This is a genomic window from Rhizobium sp. Root1220, from assembly GCF_001426265.1.
Taxonomy (GTDB): domain Bacteria; phylum Pseudomonadota; class Alphaproteobacteria; order Rhizobiales; family Rhizobiaceae; genus Rhizobium.
Genome location: NZ_LMDG01000023.1, coordinates 1 through 19,421 on the forward strand (window position 1 = coordinate 1; position 19,421 = coordinate 19,421).

A 19,421-nucleotide genomic window follows, 5' to 3' on the forward strand; every position below is an offset into this window, starting at 1 on the left:
CAAACCCTCATCAGCATCGCAGCCAATCCGGAAACAAACCCTCATCAGCATCGCAGCCAATCCGGAAACTCAGAAGCGAAGGACATCGTCGCCAGCAGCGCCGCCGCCCTCGTTCAGTGAGTGGGCTTATAAGGCCTACCCCTTTTCCAAGTCAACACACCGCGCAAAAGTTTTTTGACATTTTTGTAACACGCTGTTTTCTATTGGAAATTTTCGGGGACCATAAGTTTCGGTCAAATTCGGGCGGCAAATTACCGCCGCTGCTTGCATTGTTCGTCTCTCCTCCACTTCACGCGGTAGAAATCCTGCCATTCCTGACTGGACAGCCGGCTGGCAAACGCAAGACGGCTTGCGTGCGGTGGCCACCCATCGATAGTTTGGTGGCGAAAGCGACATACAAGGGGAATACAGCATGCTTGTCCTGAACGCTGAACAGACGCGCGCGGCACTGCCGTGGCCGGAACTGATCGAGGCACTGGCAACGATGTTCGCGGGCGACTGCGTGACACCGGTACGGCACCATCATGACATGGAGGTTCCGGGCGAGCGCGCCGCCACGCTTCTGTTGATGCCAGCCTGGGTGCCCGGACGCTACGCAGGCGTCAAGATCCTGTCGGTGTTCCCCGACAACGCACAACGGTCGCTGCCCGCGATATTCGGGACCTATCTCCTGTCTTCCGCCAAGACGGGCGAAATGCTGGCTGCCATTGATGGAGGTGAGCTGACGGCGCGACGCACAGCAGCGACCTCGGCGCTGGCCGCGCGGTCACTCGCGCATCCGGAGGCAAAGGAACTGCTGGTCTGCGGCACCGGGCGGCTATCGCTCAATCTGCTGCAGGCACACGCGGTAACGCGTCCGCTCCAACGCTTCCGCATATGGGGGCGCAACCTCGACAACGCCGAGAGGATTGCCGGCCAGGCGCGCGCGGTCGGGTTGGAGGTCGAGACTGCCGCTGATCTCGAAGCCGCCGTTCGCACTGCCGACATCGTTTCCTGCGCGACGCTTTCAGCTGAACCCCTCGTTTCCGGAGACTGGCTGAAGCCAGGGGCTCATCTCGATCTTATCGGCGCGTTCAAACCCAGCATGCGCGAAAGCGATGATGCGGCTATCCGCCGAGCAAGTGTCTTCGTCGACACCCGCGCCGGGGCCATGGCCGAGGCGGGCGATATCGTCCAGCCTTTGAAGAGTGGTGTGCTAACCGAGGCGGGGATTCAGGCGGAACTCGCCGAGCTGGTCGCCAGCCGACATCCCGGGCGGACCGACGGTTCGGAGATCACTCTGTTCAAGTCGGTCGGCGCCGCTCTGGAGGACTTGGCGGGAGCGATTCTCGCCTATGAGACGACGGTGCCGCGGTGACCACGATGCCGCCGCTGCCGGAACTGCCGGTTTCGCACGTTCTCCCCGACATTGCCGGGGCGCTGGCGAGCCAGAAGCGCGCCGTGCTGTCAGCGCCGCCGGGTGCCGGCAAGACGACGCTGGTTCCACTCTATCTTCTCGCTCAGGCATGGCGCGGCGACGGTAGGATCATCCTGCTGGAGCCGCGGCGTCTGGCGGCGCGGGCGGCAGCCGGCCGAATGGCCTCGCTGCTGGGCGAAGCGGTCGGCGAGAGGGTCGGCTACCGGATGCGCCTGGACAACAAGGTTTCGCTGAGGACCCGCATCGAAGTCGTCACCGAAGGCGTCTTCGCGCGGATGATCCTTGACGACCCCGAGCTCGCCGGCATCTCAACGGTAATTTTCGACGAATTCCACGAGCGCTCGCTCGACGCCGACTTCGGGCTGGCGCTGTCACTCGACGTGCAGTCAGCCTTGCGCGACGACCTCAGGATTCTCGTGATGTCGGCTACGCTCGACGTCGCGCGCGTGGCCGAGCTGCTCGACCATCCGCCTGTCATCGAGAGTATGGGGCGGAGCTTTCCGATCGATACCCGCTACAAGGACCGGCCGGCCGGCGAGCGAATCGAGGACGCGGTGACGCGGGCGATCATAGACGCGCACGGCAGCGAAGCCGGGTCCATCCTTGCCTTCCTGCCGGGGCAGGCCGAGATCGGGCGCGTGGCCGAGCGGCTGGCGGGACGATTCGGCGATCAATCCGTGATCGCGCCGCTTTACGGCAACCTGAGCCAGAAAGAACAGGACGCCGCCATCCGGCCAGCGCGGCCAGGCACCCGCAAGATCGTGCTTGCGACATCGATCGCCGAGACATCGATTACCATCGACGGCGTTAGGATCGTCATCGATGGAGGCTTGCAGCGACTGCCGGTGTTCGAGCCATCGACGGGTATCACGCGGCTGGAGACGGTGCGGGTATCGCGCGCATCTGCGGACCAGCGCGCCGGGCGCGCCGGACGAACAGAGCCGGGCATTGCCATTCGCCTTTGGCACCAAGGCCAGACAGCTGCGCTGCCGGCATTTACGCCACCGCAGATTCTGTCGACGGATCTTTCCGGTCTGATGCTCGATCTTGCGCATTGGGGCGTGCAGGATACTCGGTCTCTCGCCTTCATGGACCAACCTCCCGAGACGACACTTGCCGAAGCGCGCACCCTGCTTCGGCAACTTCGCGCGCTTGACAAGGACGGCGCGCTCACGTCGCGCGGGCGGATGATGCGCGACCTGGCATTGCCACCCCGACTGGCAGCAATGGTTGTGTCGGCCGGGGAAAGCGGACACGCGCGGGATGCGGCGATGCTTGCAGTGCTTTTGACTGAACAGGGGCTCGGCGGCACCAGCATCGATCTCGAAGAGAGGTCGCGGCGTTTCAAGGGAGAGAAGACTGACCGGGCGGAGGGCGCACGGCAACTTGCGGCGCGATTGGCAATGGGTCTCGACACGGTCAAGGCCAGCGAACCGGCCTTGGTTGGACAACTGCTGTTGCATGCTTTCCCGGACCGCACCGCCCTGCAACGTGGTGGCAGGGGGCGCTTCGTCATGGCGAACGGCCGTGGCGCGGAACTCCCCGAGACCGAGCGGCTTGCCGGCAGCACGATGCTTGTGATCGCTGATGTGACGGGACGCGCGGCGCAAGGGCGCATTCTGGCAGCGGCGGAAGTGTCGCGTGCCATGGTTGAGGCCGAGCTTCCCGGCGAGATCAGAACCGATGACCAGACCTTTTTCGACCAGCAGAGCCGCCAGGTGCGGGCACGACGCGCGACCCGGCTGGGGGCGATCGTCTTCGAGGAAACGCCGCTTCCGCGCCCGTCGGGGGAAGCGGTCGGCAGGGCACTTGCCGAAGGCCTGCGGGAGCTCGGACTGGACCACCTGCCCTTCTCCAGGGAAGCAAAGCAGCTTCGCGAGCGCATCGGCTTTCTGCACCGAAGCATCGGTGAGCCCTGGCCCGACATGCAGGATGACGCGCTGCTGGCGCGGCTCGATGATTGGTTCGTCCCCTTCCAGGCAGAGGCACGCGGCCTTTCCGACATTTCCGCCGGCGGCCTTTCGAATGGTTTGATGTCGCTCGTGCCGCACGACTTGCAGCGCGACCTCGCCCGCCTCGCCCCCACCCACTTCGAGGCGCCGACGGGGCACCGTCATCCGATACAGTATGATGGCGAGGAGCCGCTGCTGACGATCCGCGTGCAGGAGCTGTTCGGATTGAGGCAGCATCCGACGATTGGTGGAGGTCGGCTGCCGCTGGTTCTCGAGATGACCTCGCCGGCGCATCGTGCGATCCAGACCACGCGCGATCTCCCCGGATTCTGGGCCGGATCATGGAAGGATGTGCGCGCCGACATGCGCGGCCGCTATCCCCGACACCCCTGGCCCGAGCATCCCGAAGAGGCCGCGCCAACGACACGCGTGAAGCCGCGTGGTACATGAGCCATAAGAAGGTTCCGGGAGTACCGATGGTCGATCATATCGATAACGTGTCAGTGGAAGACAGGCACAGCAGCCGGCGACTGCGGCTGCAGACGCTGGTGCGCCTCAGATGGCTTGCCGTCGGCGGTCAGGCGCTAACCGTTTTCATTGTTGCCTTCTGGCTGAAGTTTCCGTTGCCACTCGTTGCCTGCGTGGTGTTGATCGCTGCATTGGCGTCGGTCAACTTCTATTTGATGATCCGCTACCCACCCACGCACCGCATCGATCCTGGCGCGGCGTTTGCGCTTCTCGGATTCGATCTCCTGCAATTGTGCGCGCTGCTCTTCATCACCGGCGGCCTTGCCAACCCGTTCGCTGCCTTGGTTTGCGTACCTGTCATCATTTCCTTCGCATCGCAGCCCATTCGGTACAGTACAGCGCTTATCATTGTCGCCATGATCTGCATCTCGATCCTGGCTTTTTCGCCTTTTCCCCTGCCCTGGTTCAACGGCGCGGAAATCAACGTCCACACCGTCATGCAGTTCGGGGTCTGGTGCTCGATCGCGTCGACCATGGCCTTCGCCGCCTTCTATGCATACCGGGTCTCCATGGAGGCCAGCCAGTTGGCGGACGCATTGGCTGCAACGGAACTGGTGCTGCAACGGGAGAAGCATCTTTCGCAACTCGATGGTCTGGCTGCAGCGGCTGCACACGAACTCGGCACCCCCCTTGCCACCATTAGCGTCGTTGCCAAGGAGATGGAGCGGGAATTGAAGGATGACGACCGGTTTCGCGAGGATGTACAGTTGCTGCGCAGCCAGAGCGAGCGCTGCCGCGATATCCTGCGACGACTGGCGACCTTGTCGGCGGAAGGCGAGGCGCATTTGCGGCGACTGCCCCTCTCATCGATGATGGAGGAGGTCATTGCGCCGCACCGTGAATTCGGGATCAAACTCGAAATGATCGAAAAGAGCCCCCGCAAAGGAGAACCGATTACCGATCGAAATGCCGGCATCATGTACGGGCTTGGTAACCTGATAGAAAACGCCATTGACTACGCCCGGCAGAACGTGGTCGTGACCGTGGAACACGACCACCGAAGAGTTCGCGTCACGATCGAGGATGACGGCGAAGGCTACTCTTCCGATATCCTGACGCGAATTGGCGAACCGTATGTCACCAAACGGCAGCGGGAAGACCGGGCCGGCGGGCTCGGCCTGGGTCTCTTCATCGCCAAAACGCTCCTGGAACGATCCGGTGCATCACTGATATTCGAGAACCGGGCACCGGAGAGCGCAGGCGCCCGTGTCCGTGTCGAATGGCCGCGCATGCTGCTCGATGCAAATTCGACAAAGTGACGCTATCGGCATAATGAAGAATGGAACAGTTGACTTATATCAGGCGGATAAACGCCAGGACCAACGACAATGAGCGAGCACGACCACGAAATTGCTGCAGCGAACGCCGATCACATCGGTCCTGACGCAAGCCTGTTAATCGTCGACGACGACGGGCCGTTCCTGAGACGGCTGGCGCGTGCCATGGAGACGCGTGGCTTTCAGGTCGAGACGGCAGAGTCGGTTGCCGAAGGGGTCGCGAAGTCGAAGAGCCATCCGCCCAAGTATGCGGTGGTCGACCTTCGCCTCGGCGACGGCAACGGCTTGGACGTCATCGAGGCGATCCGGCAGCGTCGTGACGATACGCGCATCATTGTGCTTACAGGTTACGGCAATATCGCGACGGCGGTGACGGCGGTAAAGCTTGGTGCGGTCGATTACCTCGCGAAGCCCGCCGATGCGGACGACGTCTATGCGGCGCTGACCCAACGGGCCGGCGAGAAGGCCGAACTGCCTGAGAATCCGATGTCGGCCGACCGCGTTCGGTGGGAACATATCCAGCGCGTTTACGAGATATGCGAACGCAACGTTTCCGAGACGGCACGACGCCTCAACATGCATCGCCGGACGCTGCAGCGGATTCTGGCGAAGCGCGCTCCGAAATAAGATCAGCTGTCGTCGACATCCAACGGCTTGCCGCTTGCCCACTCGGCGACCAGCAGGCGCTGGGCAGCAGCGCGTGAGAAATCGAGCATCACGGATTTTCGGGTAGCAGATGCCATGCGATGCTCTGGCGCTTCGCGGATCAGGTGCGCGCAGTAACCGTCGGACAGAAACAGGCCGCATTCCTGCGGAAAGATATCGAGCGGCACATCCTTGTGTGTCGCAAAGAACAGACGGTCACAGTGCTGCCTGTAGTCCGGCCATTTGCGGTCCACCCTGAAGTCTTCGATCGAGGTCTTGATCTCGATGATCCAGATCTCACCCTTCGCCGAAATGGTGATCAGGTCGGCACGCCGTCCGCTGGCCAGCGACAATTCCGGCAGCACCGCGTGGCGCATCTCGTGAAGTAGAATCTGAGTCCCGCGGCGCACTAGCATGGCTCTGTCTGATTGCCGGCCATCTATTAACGGGTTGTTATTGTAAACACTCAAAATCGTCATGGATAACCGTGTGTCTAGGGCGCGCGTTGTTGCAAAAAAACCATGAGATTCTAGTTTGCCGCCGCGTATCCGTTTTGCCGCACTGCAACAGCTTGCAATGGCGAAGTTAATCGAAAATAAACCATAATCAAAGATGGTTCAAAAGAACGATCCTCCCTTGCCCTTTTCCCAAGAGACATCCATGCGCATCCGCAATGCACTTCCTGTATTCGGCCTGATGGCGACGCTCGCTCTGGCCGGTTGCTCCACGACTTCCGAAAGCGCCTCCGTTCAAAACCCGAGCACGCCCGGGCCGATCGTCCAGACCGCGCAAATCTTTGACGATGCCTATGGCATGACATCGGATGCCGGATACTCTCTGCCCGCGATTCCGATCCAGAGGGTCAAGCCGCAGTTCCGCCGGCAGGTCGTCTCATATGAAACCTCCGAACGCGCGGGCACGATCATCGTCAACACGCGCGAGCGCTTCCTCTATTACATCATGCCCGACAACAAGGCGATGCGCTACGGCATCGGCGTCGGCAAGCAGGGCTTTGCATGGGCCGGCACCGCCTACGTCGCATGGAAGCAGGAATGGCCCACCTGGCATCCGCCGAAGGAAATGGCTGAGCGCAAGCCCGAGGTTGCCAAATACGTCGAGGACGGCATGGGTCCGGGCCTCACCAACCCGCTCGGCGCCCGCGCCATGTATCTCTTCAATGAACAGGGCCAGGACACCCTCTTTCGCCTGCACGGCACGCCGGAATGGGCATCGATCGGCACCGCCGCTTCGTCTGGCTGCATTCGCCTGATGAATCAGGACGTCATCGATCTTTACAGCCGCGTCCGTCCGGGCAAGGCGACATCCAAGGTCATCGTCATCCAGTAAGCTGGACCTGAAGTTCGGTATAAAAAAGGCCGCCTGAACCTGCGTTTCGGCGGCCTTTGCATATCCGCGGCGCGGCAATCAGCCGGCCTGCCTCGCCTTCAGCTCGCGGCGGCGGCGATGCAGTACCGGTTCGGTATAGCCATTCGGCTGTTCCCTGCCCTTCAAGACAAGCTCGAGTGCAGCGTGGAAGGCGACCGAAGCGTCGAAATCGGCAGCCATCGGATGATAGTCCGGGTCGGAAGCATTCTGATGATCAACGACCGCCGCCATGCGCTTCATCGTCTCGGTGACCTGGGCCTCGCTGACGACCTTGTGGTGCAACCAGTTGGCCATGTGCTGGGCAGAGATGCGCAGGGTTGCCCGATCCTCCATCAGGCCGACATTGTTGATGTCAGGAACCTTGGAGCAACCGACACCCTGATCGACCCAGCGAACGACGTAGCCAAGGATTCCCTGCGCATTGTTGTCCAGCTCGCGCTGTATCTCTTCGGGCGTCCAGTTCGGACGGACGGCGACCGGCACGGACAGAATGTCGCTCAGCTTGGCGCGAGCGCGATCCTTCAAGCCCTGCTGGACGCGCGCCACGTTGACGCGGTGATAGTGGGTGGCGTGCAGCGTCGCCGCCGTTGGCGATGGCACCCAGGCAGTGTTTGCGCCGGCTCTCGGATGCGCGATCTTCTGCTCCAGCATTGCCGCCATCAGATCCGGCATGGCCCACATGCCCTTGCCAATCTGCGCATGGCCGGACAGGCCGCATTCGAGACCTATATCGACATTCCAGTTCTCGTAGGCGGCGATCCAGGCAGCCTGTTTCATGTCGCCCTTGCGAATCATCGGGCCTGCTTCCATCGAGGTATGGATCTCGTCGCCGGTACGGTCGAGGAAACCCGTATTGATGAAAACCACGCGTTCGCGTGCGGCGCGTATGCATTCCTTGAGATTGACCGTCGTGCGGCGCTCCTCGTCCATAATGCCCATCTTGATGGTGTTGCGTGCGAGGCCGAGTGCATCCTCGACGCGGGAGAATATGTCGACGGCGAACGCGACTTCCTCCGGTCCATGCATTTTCGGCTTGACGACGTAGAGCGAGCCCGTGCGCGAGTTTTTGCGGCGGCCGTTCGGCCCGATATCGTAGAGGGCAATCAGACCCGTGATCATGGCATCCATGATGCCTTCCGGCACTTCATTGCCATCGCGATCGAGAATAGCCGGATTGGTCATGAGATGGCCGACGTTGCGAATCAGCATCAGCGAACGACGATGCACCTCGAAGGGCACTCCGTCCGGGCCATTGTAGTCTATGTCCGGATTGAGTTTGCGGATGAAGCTCGAACCTCCCTTGACGACTTCTTCCTGAAGGTCACCCCTCATCAGGCCCAGCCAATTGCGATAGACTTCCGTCTTGTCCTCGGCATCCACTGCGGCAATCGAGTCTTCACAATCCATAATGGTCGTGATGGCGGATTCAAGCCAAACATCTGAAATGTTTGCCGCATCGCCGTTGCCGATGGCAGTGGACGCATCGATCACGATGTCGATATGAATGCCGTTGTTCGTCAGGAGAACGTCGGTCGGCGCGGCGGCATCGCCTCGATAGCCGGCAAAGTGTGCCTGGTCAGCAAGGAAGGCGTCCTCACCGTCGCTGGAAGCAATCACGAGCACGCCGTCCCTGACCGTGAAGCCGGCGACCTCGTTCCAGCTCATATCCGTCAGCGGAATAGCCGCGTCGAGGAAATTGCGAACCCAGGCAATGACCTTGTCGCCGCGCCTCGGGTTGTAGCCTGCGCCCTTCTCCGCACCATCACTCTCAGGGATCGCATCGGTGCCGTAAAGGGCGTCATAGAGCGAGCCCCAGCGAGCATTGGCGGCGTTGAGTGCATAGCGGGCGTTCATGACGGGCACAACAAGCTGCGGCCCGGCGATGGACGCAATCTCGGGATCGACGTTCGTCGTCGACACATTGAAGTCGGAGCCTTCAGGCAGGATATAGCCAATCTCGCGGAGGAAGCTCTGATAGGCTTCCATATCGGTCGGAGCGCCGTGCTGACGATACCAGTCATCAATGCGAAGCTGGAGCGCATCGCGCTTGACCAACAGCTCACGGTTCCTCGGCGCAAGATCGTGAATGATTGCAGAGAAATCGGCAAAGAACGTTTCCGCATCGACATGCAGCCCTGGCAGGACTTCCTTGACCAGAAACTCATGAAGGATAGCTTCGATCGCTAGACCGTTTTTCTCGACTCGGCTCATACAATTGTCTCCTCGGACCCGCAGCGGCATTTCGCATGCTGCCACTTTGCCCAGCTTTCATTTATAGTCAATTATGCAATAGTTAGAAAGATTTATGCGTTTCTGGACATCATTCGCGGCGTCACGCGCATCGGCAGGCCGTTCTGTGGCTGAGTCGTAAGCTTCTGAACCGGCCAAGGCTTGGTCTGGTCCGTCGTATCGAAACGGAAGCGATGCATCATTACGGCGAGAGCGATCACAGCTTCCTGCAGAGCGAAGGTTGCGCCGATGCAGACGCGCGGACCGGCACCGAAGGGAAGAAACTGGAAGCGGCCGATCTTTGTCCGTTTTTCCGGTAGGAATCGCTCCGGAATATAGGCGCGGGGTTTTTCCCAGTAGAGCTCGTGGCGATGCAATGTCCAGGGCATAATGAGGATGGTGACGCCGGCTTCGATCTCGACCGCTTCGCCATTCGCGTCGGTCCAGCAATCTGGTGCGATGGCCGCACGGTTGATTGAAGGTGCCGGGGGATAGAGGCGCAGGGCCTCCTCGAATGCCGCGCGAGTGCAGGGCATGAGATCGAGCCATTGCACCGGTTCAGCGCCAGTTGCCAGAACACGGTCGATTTCTTCTTCCATTGCGTCGCGAAAATGCGGAGTATTCGCGACGCAATAGAGCGTCCACGCAAGCGCCCGGGCGGTCGTCTCGTGACCCGCACCAATGAAGGTTAGGATGTTGTCTTCGATTTCCTCATTGGAGAGACCGCCTGTCGTTGCCTGGTCAAGAAGCAGGGTGAGGAAGTCCTCGGGCGTTGAAGACCGGTCCGTTTTCATGCGCCTAAGGCGTGCATCCATCGTCTGCCTCACGATGCCGCGGAATTTCTCAAGGACCTTCTGCCCGCCGATGCGGGTCAATCGCGGTACCCACGACGGCGCCCGCAGGAGATCCATCGGATCGACGCGGCCCATGCGGTGGAGAAGGCTGTTCACATCATCTGCGAAACTGTTCGAAGAGGTGACGATTTCGCCGGAGAACAGGGTATCGGCGAGAATTGCGAAGGTCAGCTCCGTCATGTCGCTGGCGATCTCGAACGTTTCACCCTCATTGCCGGCAGTTTCGTACTTTCGAGCATACTCCTCGGACTGGCGCAGCATCTGCCCGGCAAAGCCGTTGGCGTGGCGCGGGGTAAAGACCGGCGCGACGGCTTTGCGAGACCGCTTCCAGACCTCGCCCTCGGCCGTCAAAAGTCCGTCACGCAAGATCGGGCGCAGGATCAGCTGGCGAATGTCCGACATGCGATAGTTTGCGGCATTGTCGACGAGCACGTGCTTGATGAGCCCGGGATCGTTGACGATGATCGTGCTTTCCCTGAAGAAGCGTGTCTTGATCCACGGCAGCGTATAGGACGGCTCGCCCCACAGCTCCAGGGGATTGCGCAGGATGGTACGGATGATTTCAATCCGGCTCGGCGGCACGGAGCGAGGCAACGGCGCGGGCGGTACAAACGGATCCGGACGCATGTCCATGAGCTTCAGCCTTTTCGCGGAAGAGATCGAACCTCCCGGCAAGGCTAGAACTAGAGCAGGCTTTCGAGCTCGTCCAGCCTGTCATTAACCAGCCAGCCGTAATAGTTCTCTTCCGGCCAGACCGCTTGGCCTGCGGCCCGGTTCTTGGCCGCAAGGGCGGCTGCGCGCTGGCGCGAACTGCCGACATTGTAGAGCGTCGCCGTCAGGCCGGGATTGTTGGAGATATCCATGCCCGCAATCTGCTTGTAGTCGTCGATCGACCGGCGAATAGAGGCCGCGACGAATGCGAGCGAGATGTCCGGCTGCATGATCGCCTTATAGACGCTGCCGGCATCTTTCTCGTTCAGCTTCTCGTAGCCCGAGACCTTGGTAACGAGATCGGAGAGCATTAGCGCCGTCAGCGGATTGATCTGACCGAGGCCAAAAGTCTGCCCGGCATAGAAGGGCTGGAAGAACACGGCGCTGAAGCGATTGTTCGGAAAGCCCTTGCCATCGACGTTCTTGCCACGGAAATCGCGATCCCAGACATTCTCGCGGCAGGTCCAGACCGTGTAGGAGTCGCCTTTGCCGTTGCATTCTGCAAACTGCGGCCGCCGGATGAAATCATCCACGTCCTCGCCGTTGTAGGCGAAGCGGAAGCTTTCGCCGGCGTAGGACGCAGCCTTGACGTAATAGGACTGCAATCGGTCATAGGCGTCGACATTGTAGGTATGCTCGCCGACAATGGCGCCGACCACATGGATCGGGTCGATGCCGTAGGCTGCCGACATCTTCTTGATCTTGCCCATAAGCTCGTGGTCGGTGGCGAGCAGCTCGCGAACCTTGTCGTACTTGCGATCGAATGACGTCTTCGTACCCTTGGTCCGGCGAACGGACGCACCCGGAATATCCGGTTGCTCCACATGGCGATTGCCCGGTGGCACCAGCTCGATAGCAAAAGCGGGCGCCGCGGTCAGCACGGCGGCAGCAATCAAAAGGCTCGTCAGAAGGCGTCGCAAGATCAGCGTTCCCATCGTTCCTGGCATTGGTCGCGAAGCGCGCTGACTGGACCACAATCTTGGCCGAATAATGCTGGCGCATACAACAAAACGGGCCCTTCACTAAAAAGTAAAAGGCCCGCTGTCGAGAGTAGACCCTGTCAAAATCCCGTCATCGCATCGGTAAAGATGGAGACCGGTGCTGCCGCATCACAGGATGAAGCGCGACAGGTCCGTATTCTGGGCGAGATCGCCGACATGCTTGCGGACATAGTCCGCGTCGATCGTGACGGCGGTGCCGCCGCGATCCGGTGCGTTGAACGAAATCTCATCCAGCACCCGCTCCATCACCGTCTGCAAACGGCGGGCGCCGATGTTTTCAACCGACGAGTTCAGGTGAACTGCTACATCGGCGAGCGCATCAAGCGCGTCATCGGTGAATTCAAGGTTCAGGCCTTCGGTTTGCATCAGCGCCACGTACTGCCTGATCAGGCTCGCCTCGGTTTCTGTGAGGATGCGGCGGAAGTCTTCCTTGGTGAGCGGGCGCAGCTCGACGCGGATCGGCAGGCGGCCCTGCAATTCCGGCAGCAGATCCGAGGGCTTGGAGACATGGAAAGCGCCCGACGCGATAAAGAGGACATGGTCTGTCTTCACCGGCCCGTACTTCGTCGAAACCGTCGTGCCTTCGACCAAGGGCAGCAAATCGCGCTGCACACCTTCGCGGGACACCCCCGCGCCCATGCCGCCATCACGGGCAGCAATCTTGTCAATCTCGTCGAGGAAGACAATGCCGTCGTTCTCGACGGCCCGCACCGCCTCGCGCTGGATGACTTCGTTGTCGATCATCTTGTCGGATTCGTCGCGGATCAGGTCGGCATAGGACGCCTTGACGGTGGTACGGACCTTCTTGGTACGGCCCCCCATTGCCTTGCCGAACATTTCCGACAGGTTGAGCACGCCGATATTGCCGCCCTGCATGCCGGGAATGTCGAAGCCGCCCATACCGGTATTGGTGTCGGCCACTTCGATATCGATTTCCTTGTCATCCAGTTCGCCGGTGCGCAGCTTCTTGCGGAAGCTGTCGCGAGTCGCAGGAGAAGCGGTCGATCCGACGAGCGCATCGAGAACGCGTTCCTCAGCGCTCATGTGGGCTTTCGCCTGCACTTCTGACCGCTTCTTTTCGCGAGCGAGGCCGATTCCAACTTCGACAAGATCGCGGATGATCTGTTCGACATCGCGGCCGACATAACCGACTTCGGTGAACTTGGTGGCTTCCACCTTGATGAACGGTGCGCCGGCGAGCTTGGCAAGGCGACGGGAGATTTCCGTCTTGCCGACGCCGGTCGGGCCGATCATCAGGATGTTCTTGGGCATGACTTCGTCGCGCAGGTCGGGCTCGAGCTGCTGGCGGCGCCAGCGGTTGCGGAGCGCAATTGCAACGGCGCGCTTTGCCTCATGCTGGCCGATAATGTAGCGGTCGAGTTCGGAAACGATCTCGCGGGGGGAAAATGTCGTCATCGTCTATATCCCATCAGGATGAATGTCTTTGAACTAGGCGTCGGCATCCAGCGTTTCGACCACGATGTTGTGGTTGGTATAGACGCAGATGTCGGCAGCGATATCGAGCGCACGGCGGGCAATTTCCTCGGCAGACTTGTCACTGTCCATGAGGGCACGGGCAGCCGCAAAGGCATAGTTTCCGCCGGAGCCGATGGCGATCGCGCCATGTTCGGGCTCAAGCACGTCGCCGTTGCCGGTGATTGCCAGCGTCACCGATTTGTCGGCGACCAACATCATCGCCTCGAGATTGCGAAGATATTTGTCGGTACGCCAATCCTTGGCGAGCTCGACGGCGGCGCGCATCAGCTGGCCGGGATACTGCTCGAGTTTCTTTTCAAGCCGCTCGAGCAGCGTGAAAGCGTCGGCGGTGGCGCCAGCGAAACCGGCAATGACCTCACCCTTTCCGATGCGGCGCACCTTGCGAGCATTGCCCTTCATGACGGTCTGACCGAGGCTGACCTGACCGTCGCCCGCCATGATGACCTTGCCGCCCTTGCGAACTGTAATAATCGTTGTCATCCAATACACCTTGGCCCGTCAGGCGGGCCGTTACCTCGGGCCGTGCATCGGCCCCGTTGAGCCCTATGTAAGTTGGTAAATGCCGATTGCAAATGGCTACAATTTCTCCGGCCGCGGTTCTGGATATTTCCCGGCTCGCCTGATAAGGAACCCGCTTATTACCGGATGGAGCAGCCATATGGCCGAGACCGCAGCAAGCCGCACCGGCGCAGTATCGCGCACGACCAACGAAACTTCGGTATCCGTTTCCGTCAATCTCGACGGCACCGGACAATCGAAGATTTCGACCGGCGTCGGCTTCTTCGACCATATGCTCGACCAGTTGTCGCGCCATTCGCTGATCGACATGGAGATCGAGACCAAGGGTGATCTGCACGTCGACGATCATCATGCCGTCGAAGACACCGGCATCGCCATCGGCCAGGCCATCGCCAAGGCGCTCGGCGATCGTCGCGGCATCACCCGCTATGCATCGATCGACCTTGCGATGGACGAAACGATGACGAAAGCTGCCGTCGACCTCTCCGGCCGTCCCTTCCTCGTCTGGAACGTCGCCTTCAGCGCGCCGAAGATCGGTACCTTCGATACCGAACTGGTGCGCGAATTCTTCCAGGCACTTGCCCAGAATGCCGGCATCACCTTGCATATTCTCAACCATTATGGTGCCAACAATCACCATATTGCCGAGACTTGCTTCAAGGCCGTTGCCCGCGCATTGCGCACGGCGACCGAGATCGATCCGAGGCAGGCGGGCCGTGTACCCTCGACGAAGGGCACGCTCGTCTGAGCCCCTTCAGGGAGCTTGACGATATGACTTCCAGCTATCTGGTTCTGACAACGCCCGATGGAGCCGATAAGGCACACGAGAAGACGCGGTTCATTCGCGACGGCTTTACCATGCTCGGCTTCCTTTTTCCATGGATCTGGTTGGCATCGCATCGGCTCTGGCTGCACGCGATCGCTGCCTTCTTGGCTCAGAGCATCGGCGGAGCGCTGATGGACCGGCCGGGGCTCTGGATCGTCGGTGCCGTAGTCACCTTCGGCACCAGCCTGCTGGTGGCGCTGGAAGGGCAGAATTTTCGTGTTCGCAACCTCGTCTCCAAGGGCTGGGACGAGAATGCGCTGATCTCGGCCGACTCGCTTGATGTGGCCGAGGAGATCTATTTTTCAGATGTTCAGACCGATATGCGTGACGAAAAAGCGATGCCGTCGCCGCAATGGGACAGCGCGTCCCGTGGCGATCGCGGCAGTGCCACGTCGCTCGGTCTCTTCGGCTTTGATGGAGGACGCTGATGCGCGTCGCAATTATCGACTACGGCTCCGGCAACCTGCGCTCGGCAACGAAGGCATTTGAACGCGCGGCCCGCGAGGCCGGCATCGACGCGGTGATCGACCTCACCGACAAGGCCGAGAATGTCGCCGTTGCCGACCGCGTCGTACTACCGGGCGTCGGCGCCTATGCCGACTGCCGGCGCGGGCTCGATGCGGTGCCCGGGATGACCGAGGTGCTGATCGAGACGATCGAGAAGAAGGCGCGGCCTTTCCTCGGCATCTGCGTCGGCATGCAGCTGATGTCGTCGCGCGGATTGGAGAAGACGACCACCGAAGGCTTCGGCTGGATTCCGGGTGATGTCGTCGAGATGACGCCTGATGATGCCGATCTGAAGATTCCACAGATCGGCTGGAACACGCTCGACCTGCACAACCCTCACCCGTTGTTCGACGGAATCTCAACAGGGCCGGATGGGCTGCATGCGTATTTCGTGCATTCGTATCATCTGGCCGCGAAGAACCGCGCCGATGTGATCGCGACCACAGGCTACGGCGGACCGCTGACGGCGTTTGTCGGGCGCGACAACATGGCCGGCGCGCAGTTCCATCCGGAGAAGAGCCAGAAGCTCGGCCTCGCCCTGATTGCCAATTTCCTGCGCTGGAAGCCCTGAGCTCGCGCCATCCAAGGACCGCTTGAATGATCCTATTTCCTGCCATCGACCTCAAGGACGGCCAGTGCGTTCGCCTCAAGCTTGGCGACATGGAGCAGGCCACCGTCTATAATCCAGATCCCGGCGCACAGGCGAAAGCCTTTGAAGACCAGGGTTTTGAATGGCTGCATGTGGTCGACCTGAATGGGGCTTTTGCCGGCGAAAGCGTAAACGGCACGGCCGTGGATGCTATCCTGAAGGCGACGAAGAGCCCGGTCCAGCTTGGCGGCGGCATTCGCACGCTTGACCATATCGAGAGTTGGCTGTCGCGCGGGCTGTCGCGGGTGATCCTCGGCACCGTTGCCGTGCGTGATCCGGCGTTGGTCATCGAAGCCTGCAAGAAGTTTCCCGGCCACGTCGCCGTTGGCATCGACGCCAAGGGCGGCAAGGTGGCCGTCGAGGGATGGGCGGAAGCCTCCGAACTCGGGATCACCGAGCTGGCAAAGAAATTCGAAGGCGCAGGCGTAGCGGCGATCATCTACACCGATATCGATCGAGACGGAATTCTGACCGGTATTAACTGGGATTCAACGCTGCACCTCGCCGCGTCGATTTCCATACCGGTCATCGCGTCCGGTGGCTTGGCCTCGATCGACGACGTGAAGCGTATGCTGCAGCCCGACGCGCGCAAGCTCGAAGGTGCTATTTCAGGCCGGGCACTTTATGATGGCCGTATCGATCCCCGGGAAGCTTTGGCACTGATCAAGGCGGCGCGGGCGAAGGAGACTGCGCAATGACCCTGAAGGCTCGTGTCATCCCCTGCCTCGACGTCAAGGACGGCCGCGTCGTCAAGGGCGTCAACTTCCTGAACCTGGTCGATGCCGGTGATCCAGTCGAAGCCGCCAAGGCCTATGACGCGGCCGGCGCTGACGAACTGTGCTTCCTCGACATCACCGCGTCGTCCGACAATCGCGAGACAATCTTCGACGTGGTGGCTCGCACGGCCGAGCAATGCTTCATGCCGGTGACGGTCGGCGGTGGTGTTCGCACTATTGCCGACATCCGCAAGCTGCTACTTTGTGGCGCCGACAAGGTGTCGATCAACTCGGCTGCGGTGAGCAATCCTGATTTCGTGGCCGAAGCGGCCGACAAGTTCGGCGACCAGTGCATCGTCGTGTCGATCGATGCCAAGCGCCGTTTGACGCGGGGCGTTGGCGGCGACAACATCAGTGCGTGGGAGATCTACACCCACGGCGGCCGCAATCCTACCGGCATCGATGCCATCGAATTTGCGCTGAAGATGGTCGAGCGCGGCGCCGGCGAACTGCTGGTTACCTCGATGGACCGGGACGGAACCAAAGTCGGCTACGATCTCGAGCTGACCCGGGCGATTGCGGATTCGGTGCGGGTTCCCGTTATCGCCTCCGGTGGAGTGGGCGATCTCGACGATTTGGTGGCCGGCATCAAGCAAGGCCATGCAACGGCGGTTCTAGCTGCTTCCATCTTCCATTTCGGCACCTATTCCGTCGGCGAGGCGAAGCGCTATATGTCTTCCTGCGGCATCGATATGCGTCTCGACTAAGCTTGAAAGCGGAATCATGAGCGAATTTACCCTGGCTGACCTCGAAAAGATCGTCAGCGAACGATCGAAAGCCTCACCGGACGCGTCCTGGACCGCGAAACTTGTTGCTGCAGGACAGCCGAAAGCGGCAAAGAAGCTGGGCGAAGAGGTTATCGAGGTCGTGATGGCAGCCGTTGTTGGCGATCGTGACAACCTCACCTATGAAGCTGCCGACGTTCTCTATCACCTATTGGTCGTATTGAAGATCGCAGGCATTCCGTTACAAAATGTTATGGCGGAACTTGAGCATCGCACCGCTCAGTCCGGCCTCATGGAAAAGGCCAGCCGGCAAAGCTGATGAGCATCGCAAGACAGATCACCGGAGCGCCTGAAGCGCTCGACCATTTCGAGGCGAATGCCTATTCGCCCTATCACTTCTTTTCGTCAGAGGAATGGGCTCATTTCCGCGCCGATACGCCGCTGACCCTGACGGGCGACGAAGTCAACCGCCTGCGCTCTATGGGCGACCCGATCGATCTCAGCGAAGTGCGACGCATCTATCTTTCGTTATCGCGCCTTCTCTCCGCGCATGTGGAATCGTCGCAACTGCTTTTCGAGCAGCGCAACCGTTTCCTGAGCTTGTCCGACGTGGCGAAGACGCCTTTCGTCATCGGGATAGCCGGTTCGGTTGCTGTCGGAAAGTCCACGACCGCTCGTATCCTCAAGGAGCTACTGCGCCGCTGGCCGTCGAGCCCGAAGGTTGATCTGGTTACCACCGACGGTTTTCTCTACCCGAACGCCGTTCTGCAGCGTGAGAACCTCATGCAACGCAAGGGTTTCCCCGAGAGCTATGATACGGGTGCAATCCTGCGCTTCTTGGCGGCGATCAAGGCGGGGCAGCCAAATGTCAGGGCGCCGTCCTATTCGCATCTGGTCTATGACGTGCTGCCCAACGAACACAAGATCATCGACCGGCCCGATATCCTGATCTTCGAGGGGATCAACGTTCTGCAGTCGCGTGATCTGCCCGCCGGTGGCAAAATCGTGCCTATGGTATCGGACTTCTTCGACTTCTCGATCTATATCGACGCCGAAGAAAGCCGGATTCACAACTGGTACGTGACGCGTTTCATGCGGCTGCGCGAGACGGCGTTCCGCGATCCGAATTCGTTCTTCCACCGCTATGCCTCGATCAGCGAGGAGGAAGCCGTGTCGATAGCCGAAGGGCTATGGGAGAACATCAACCTCAAGAACCTGCGCGAGAACATCTTGCCTACCAGACCGCGCGCTGACCTGATATTGCGCAAGGGGCAGAATCACCTCACGGAGCAGGTCGCGCTTCGCAAGCTCTAGAGACTGACGCGGCGGAGCGTCAGGTTGATGCGACCGCCGTTTTTCAGCAGCGTCGACGTCGACGGATAGATCCGGTCGACGCCGTGGAAACACAGACGCCCCCTCCCGCCCAGAACAACGACGTCACCGCTGGAGAGCTTGAAGGACATGGTCTTGTCCGTGCGGACCGGGCCGCCAACGCGGAAGAGACAGGCATTTCCGAGCGAGATGGAGACGACCGGTGCTTCCAGATCCTGCTCGTCCTTGTCCTGATGCAAACCCATTTTTGCTTCGTCGGAATAGAAATTGACGAGGCAGGCTTCAGGCGGTTTTGCATAACCGGATACATCGTCCCAGAGATCGAGCAGCGCCTGTGGCAGCGCCGGCCATGGATTGCCGGTCAGCGGATGAGCCGGCTGATAGCGATAGCCACGCTCCTGGTCGGTGACCCAGCCGAGCGAGCCGCAATTGGTCATGCGAACCGACATAGGCTTGCCGGTGCCGGGCATGGCGGGGACAAACAGCGGTGCTTCGGCAACGATCGCGCGGACAATGTCGACCAGCGCCTCCTGCCGCGAGCGGTTCAGATAGTCCAGCCTATGGCGAACGCCGTTCGGCAGCTGCATCAA

19 protein-coding genes are annotated in these 19,421 nt (G+C 60.6%); 12 read left to right on the forward strand and 7 right to left on the reverse strand.

Translation table 11 applies throughout. From position 1 onward, the window contains the following. Window positions 1-412: 412 nt before the first annotated feature. The 4 genes from ASC90_RS14475 (at window position 413) to ASC90_RS14490 (ending at window position 5,801) form a co-directional block, all read left to right on the forward strand. Complete coding sequence (locus tag ASC90_RS14475) at window positions 413-1,357, forward strand: ornithine cyclodeaminase family protein (RefSeq protein ID WP_056541603.1); 945 nt, start codon at window positions 413-415, stop codon at window positions 1,355-1,357. A gap of 5 nt (window positions 1,358-1,362) precedes the next feature. Next, on the forward strand, window positions 1,363-3,819 hold the full coding sequence (hrpB, locus tag ASC90_RS14480) for an ATP-dependent helicase HrpB (RefSeq protein ID WP_056542600.1): 2,457 nt from the start codon (window positions 1,363-1,365) through the stop codon (window positions 3,817-3,819). 26 nt (window positions 3,820-3,845) lie between these two features. Next, window positions 3,846-5,156: an ActS/PrrB/RegB family redox-sensitive histidine kinase gene (locus ASC90_RS14485; protein WP_056541606.1), complete on the forward strand. Its 1,311-nt coding sequence runs from the start codon at window positions 3,846-3,848 to the stop codon at window positions 5,154-5,156. Between the two features lie 69 nt (window positions 5,157-5,225). Continuing rightward, on the forward strand, window positions 5,226-5,801 hold the full coding sequence (locus ASC90_RS14490) for an ActR/PrrA/RegA family redox response regulator transcription factor (RefSeq protein ID WP_056541610.1): 576 nt from the start codon (window positions 5,226-5,228) through the stop codon (window positions 5,799-5,801). Window positions 5,802-5,803: 2 nt separating this feature from the next. Here the strand turns inward: ASC90_RS14490 and ASC90_RS14495 are convergent, their stop codons facing one another. Further along, the gene (locus ASC90_RS14495) at window positions 5,804-6,298 is read right to left on the reverse strand and encodes an MmcB family DNA repair protein (protein ID WP_056541613.1); all 495 of its coding nucleotides are present in this window, start codon (window positions 6,296-6,298) and stop codon (window positions 5,804-5,806) included. Between the two features lie 181 nt (window positions 6,299-6,479). Here ASC90_RS14495 and ASC90_RS14500 point away from each other — a divergent pair, with 181 nt between their 5' ends. Then, complete coding sequence (locus ASC90_RS14500; RefSeq protein WP_056542602.1) at window positions 6,480-7,166, forward strand: L,D-transpeptidase; 687 nt, start codon at window positions 6,480-6,482, stop codon at window positions 7,164-7,166. 78 nt (window positions 7,167-7,244) lie between these two features. Here ASC90_RS14500 and ASC90_RS14505 read toward each other — a convergent pair whose 3' ends face one another. The 5 genes from ASC90_RS14505 to hslV all read right to left on the reverse strand — a co-directional run bounded on the left by ASC90_RS14505 (window position 7,245) and on the right by hslV (window position 13,977). Then, entirely contained in the window at window positions 7,245-9,416 is a 2,172-nt protein-coding gene (locus tag ASC90_RS14505; protein ID WP_056541616.1) for a malate synthase G, read from the reverse strand. Between the two features lie 92 nt (window positions 9,417-9,508). Further along, complete coding sequence (locus ASC90_RS14510) at window positions 9,509-10,921, reverse strand: cytochrome P450 (protein ID WP_056541619.1); 1,413 nt, start codon at window positions 10,919-10,921, stop codon at window positions 9,509-9,511. Window positions 10,922-10,971: 50 nt separating this feature from the next. Continuing rightward, window positions 10,972-11,919, reverse strand: coding sequence for a DUF1402 family protein (locus ASC90_RS14515; protein WP_056542603.1), 948 nt, complete (start codon window positions 11,917-11,919; stop codon window positions 10,972-10,974). A 189-nt stretch (window positions 11,920-12,108) separates the two neighbouring features. Then, the gene (gene hslU / locus ASC90_RS14520) at window positions 12,109-13,416 is read right to left on the reverse strand and encodes an ATP-dependent protease ATPase subunit HslU (RefSeq protein ID WP_056541622.1); all 1,308 of its coding nucleotides are present in this window, start codon (window positions 13,414-13,416) and stop codon (window positions 12,109-12,111) included. 33 nt (window positions 13,417-13,449) lie between these two features. Next, window positions 13,450-13,977 carry an ATP-dependent protease subunit HslV gene (hslV, locus tag ASC90_RS14525; protein WP_056541626.1) on the reverse strand — a complete coding sequence of 176 codons (528 nt, stop codon included), beginning with the start codon at window positions 13,975-13,977 and terminating at the stop codon, window positions 13,450-13,452. Window positions 13,978-14,155: 178 nt separating this feature from the next. Here hslV and hisB point away from each other — a divergent pair, with 178 nt between their 5' ends. Genes hisB through coaA form a run of 7 tightly spaced genes read left to right on the forward strand, consistent with a single transcriptional unit; the run spans window position 14,156 to window position 18,813 of the window. After that, window positions 14,156-14,764 carry an imidazoleglycerol-phosphate dehydratase HisB gene (gene hisB, locus ASC90_RS14530; protein WP_056541629.1) on the forward strand — a complete coding sequence of 203 codons (609 nt, stop codon included), beginning with the start codon at window positions 14,156-14,158 and terminating at the stop codon, window positions 14,762-14,764. 23 nt (window positions 14,765-14,787) lie between these two features. Then, entirely contained in the window at window positions 14,788-15,270 is a 483-nt protein-coding gene (locus ASC90_RS14535) for a DUF2628 domain-containing protein (protein ID WP_056541632.1), read from the forward strand. Then, complete coding sequence (hisH, locus tag ASC90_RS14540; RefSeq protein WP_056541635.1) at window positions 15,270-15,920, forward strand: imidazole glycerol phosphate synthase subunit HisH; 651 nt, start codon at window positions 15,270-15,272, stop codon at window positions 15,918-15,920. Before ASC90_RS14535 ends, hisH begins: the two co-directional genes overlap by 1 nt. A gap of 26 nt (window positions 15,921-15,946) precedes the next feature. Further along, complete coding sequence (gene hisA / locus ASC90_RS14545; RefSeq protein ID WP_056541637.1) at window positions 15,947-16,696, forward strand: 1-(5-phosphoribosyl)-5-[(5-phosphoribosylamino)methylideneamino]imidazole-4-carboxamide isomerase; 750 nt, start codon at window positions 15,947-15,949, stop codon at window positions 16,694-16,696. Beyond that, window positions 16,693-17,481: an imidazole glycerol phosphate synthase subunit HisF gene (gene hisF / locus ASC90_RS14550; protein ID WP_056541640.1), complete on the forward strand. Its 789-nt coding sequence runs from the start codon at window positions 16,693-16,695 to the stop codon at window positions 17,479-17,481. The genes hisA and hisF overlap by 4 nt, the downstream gene beginning before the upstream one ends. Before the next feature lie 16 nt (window positions 17,482-17,497). Continuing rightward, window positions 17,498-17,818 carry a phosphoribosyl-ATP diphosphatase gene (locus ASC90_RS14555; RefSeq protein ID WP_056541641.1) on the forward strand — a complete coding sequence of 107 codons (321 nt, stop codon included), beginning with the start codon at window positions 17,498-17,500 and terminating at the stop codon, window positions 17,816-17,818. Further along, window positions 17,818-18,813 carry a type I pantothenate kinase gene (gene coaA / locus ASC90_RS14560; protein WP_056541644.1) on the forward strand — a complete coding sequence of 332 codons (996 nt, stop codon included), beginning with the start codon at window positions 17,818-17,820 and terminating at the stop codon, window positions 18,811-18,813. Before ASC90_RS14555 ends, coaA begins: the two co-directional genes overlap by 1 nt. Here coaA and ASC90_RS14565 read toward each other — a convergent pair. Then, entirely contained in the window at window positions 18,810-19,421 is a 612-nt protein-coding gene (locus tag ASC90_RS14565) for an alpha-ketoglutarate-dependent dioxygenase AlkB (RefSeq protein WP_056541647.1), read from the reverse strand. The genes coaA and ASC90_RS14565 overlap by 4 nt on opposite strands.

Coding starts and splice junctions, on each gene's coding strand:
- hisA (WP_056541637.1), top strand. CDS start 15,947: ATGATCCTATTTCCTGCCATCGACCTCAAGGACGGCCAGTGCGTTCGC.
- ASC90_RS14535 (WP_056541632.1), top strand. CDS start 14,788: ATGACTTCCAGCTATCTGGTTCTGACAACGCCCGATGGAGCCGATAAG.
- ASC90_RS14485 (WP_056541606.1), top strand. CDS start 3,846: ATGGTCGATCATATCGATAACGTGTCAGTGGAAGACAGGCACAGCAGC.
- ASC90_RS14510 (WP_056541619.1), bottom strand. CDS start 10,921: ATGGACATGCGTCCGGATCCGTTTGTACCGCCCGCGCCGTTGCCTCGC.
- ASC90_RS14475 (WP_056541603.1), top strand. CDS start 413: ATGCTTGTCCTGAACGCTGAACAGACGCGCGCGGCACTGCCGTGGCCG.
- hisB (WP_056541629.1), top strand. CDS start 14,156: ATGGCCGAGACCGCAGCAAGCCGCACCGGCGCAGTATCGCGCACGACC.
- ASC90_RS14555 (WP_056541641.1), top strand. CDS start 17,498: ATGAGCGAATTTACCCTGGCTGACCTCGAAAAGATCGTCAGCGAACGA.
- hisF (WP_056541640.1), top strand. CDS start 16,693: ATGACCCTGAAGGCTCGTGTCATCCCCTGCCTCGACGTCAAGGACGGC.
- hisH (WP_056541635.1), top strand. CDS start 15,270: ATGCGCGTCGCAATTATCGACTACGGCTCCGGCAACCTGCGCTCGGCA.
- hslV (WP_056541626.1), bottom strand. CDS start 13,977: ATGACAACGATTATTACAGTTCGCAAGGGCGGCAAGGTCATCATGGCG.
- ASC90_RS14495 (WP_056541613.1), bottom strand. CDS start 6,298: ATGACGATTTTGAGTGTTTACAATAACAACCCGTTAATAGATGGCCGG.
- ASC90_RS14490 (WP_056541610.1), top strand. CDS start 5,226: ATGAGCGAGCACGACCACGAAATTGCTGCAGCGAACGCCGATCACATC.
- coaA (WP_056541644.1), top strand. CDS start 17,818: ATGAGCATCGCAAGACAGATCACCGGAGCGCCTGAAGCGCTCGACCAT.
- ASC90_RS14500 (WP_056542602.1), top strand. CDS start 6,480: ATGCGCATCCGCAATGCACTTCCTGTATTCGGCCTGATGGCGACGCTC.
- ASC90_RS14505 (WP_056541616.1), bottom strand. CDS start 9,416: ATGAGCCGAGTCGAGAAAAACGGTCTAGCGATCGAAGCTATCCTTCAT.
- hrpB (WP_056542600.1), top strand. CDS start 1,363: ATGCCGCCGCTGCCGGAACTGCCGGTTTCGCACGTTCTCCCCGACATT.
- hslU (WP_056541622.1), bottom strand. CDS start 13,416: ATGACGACATTTTCCCCCCGCGAGATCGTTTCCGAACTCGACCGCTAC.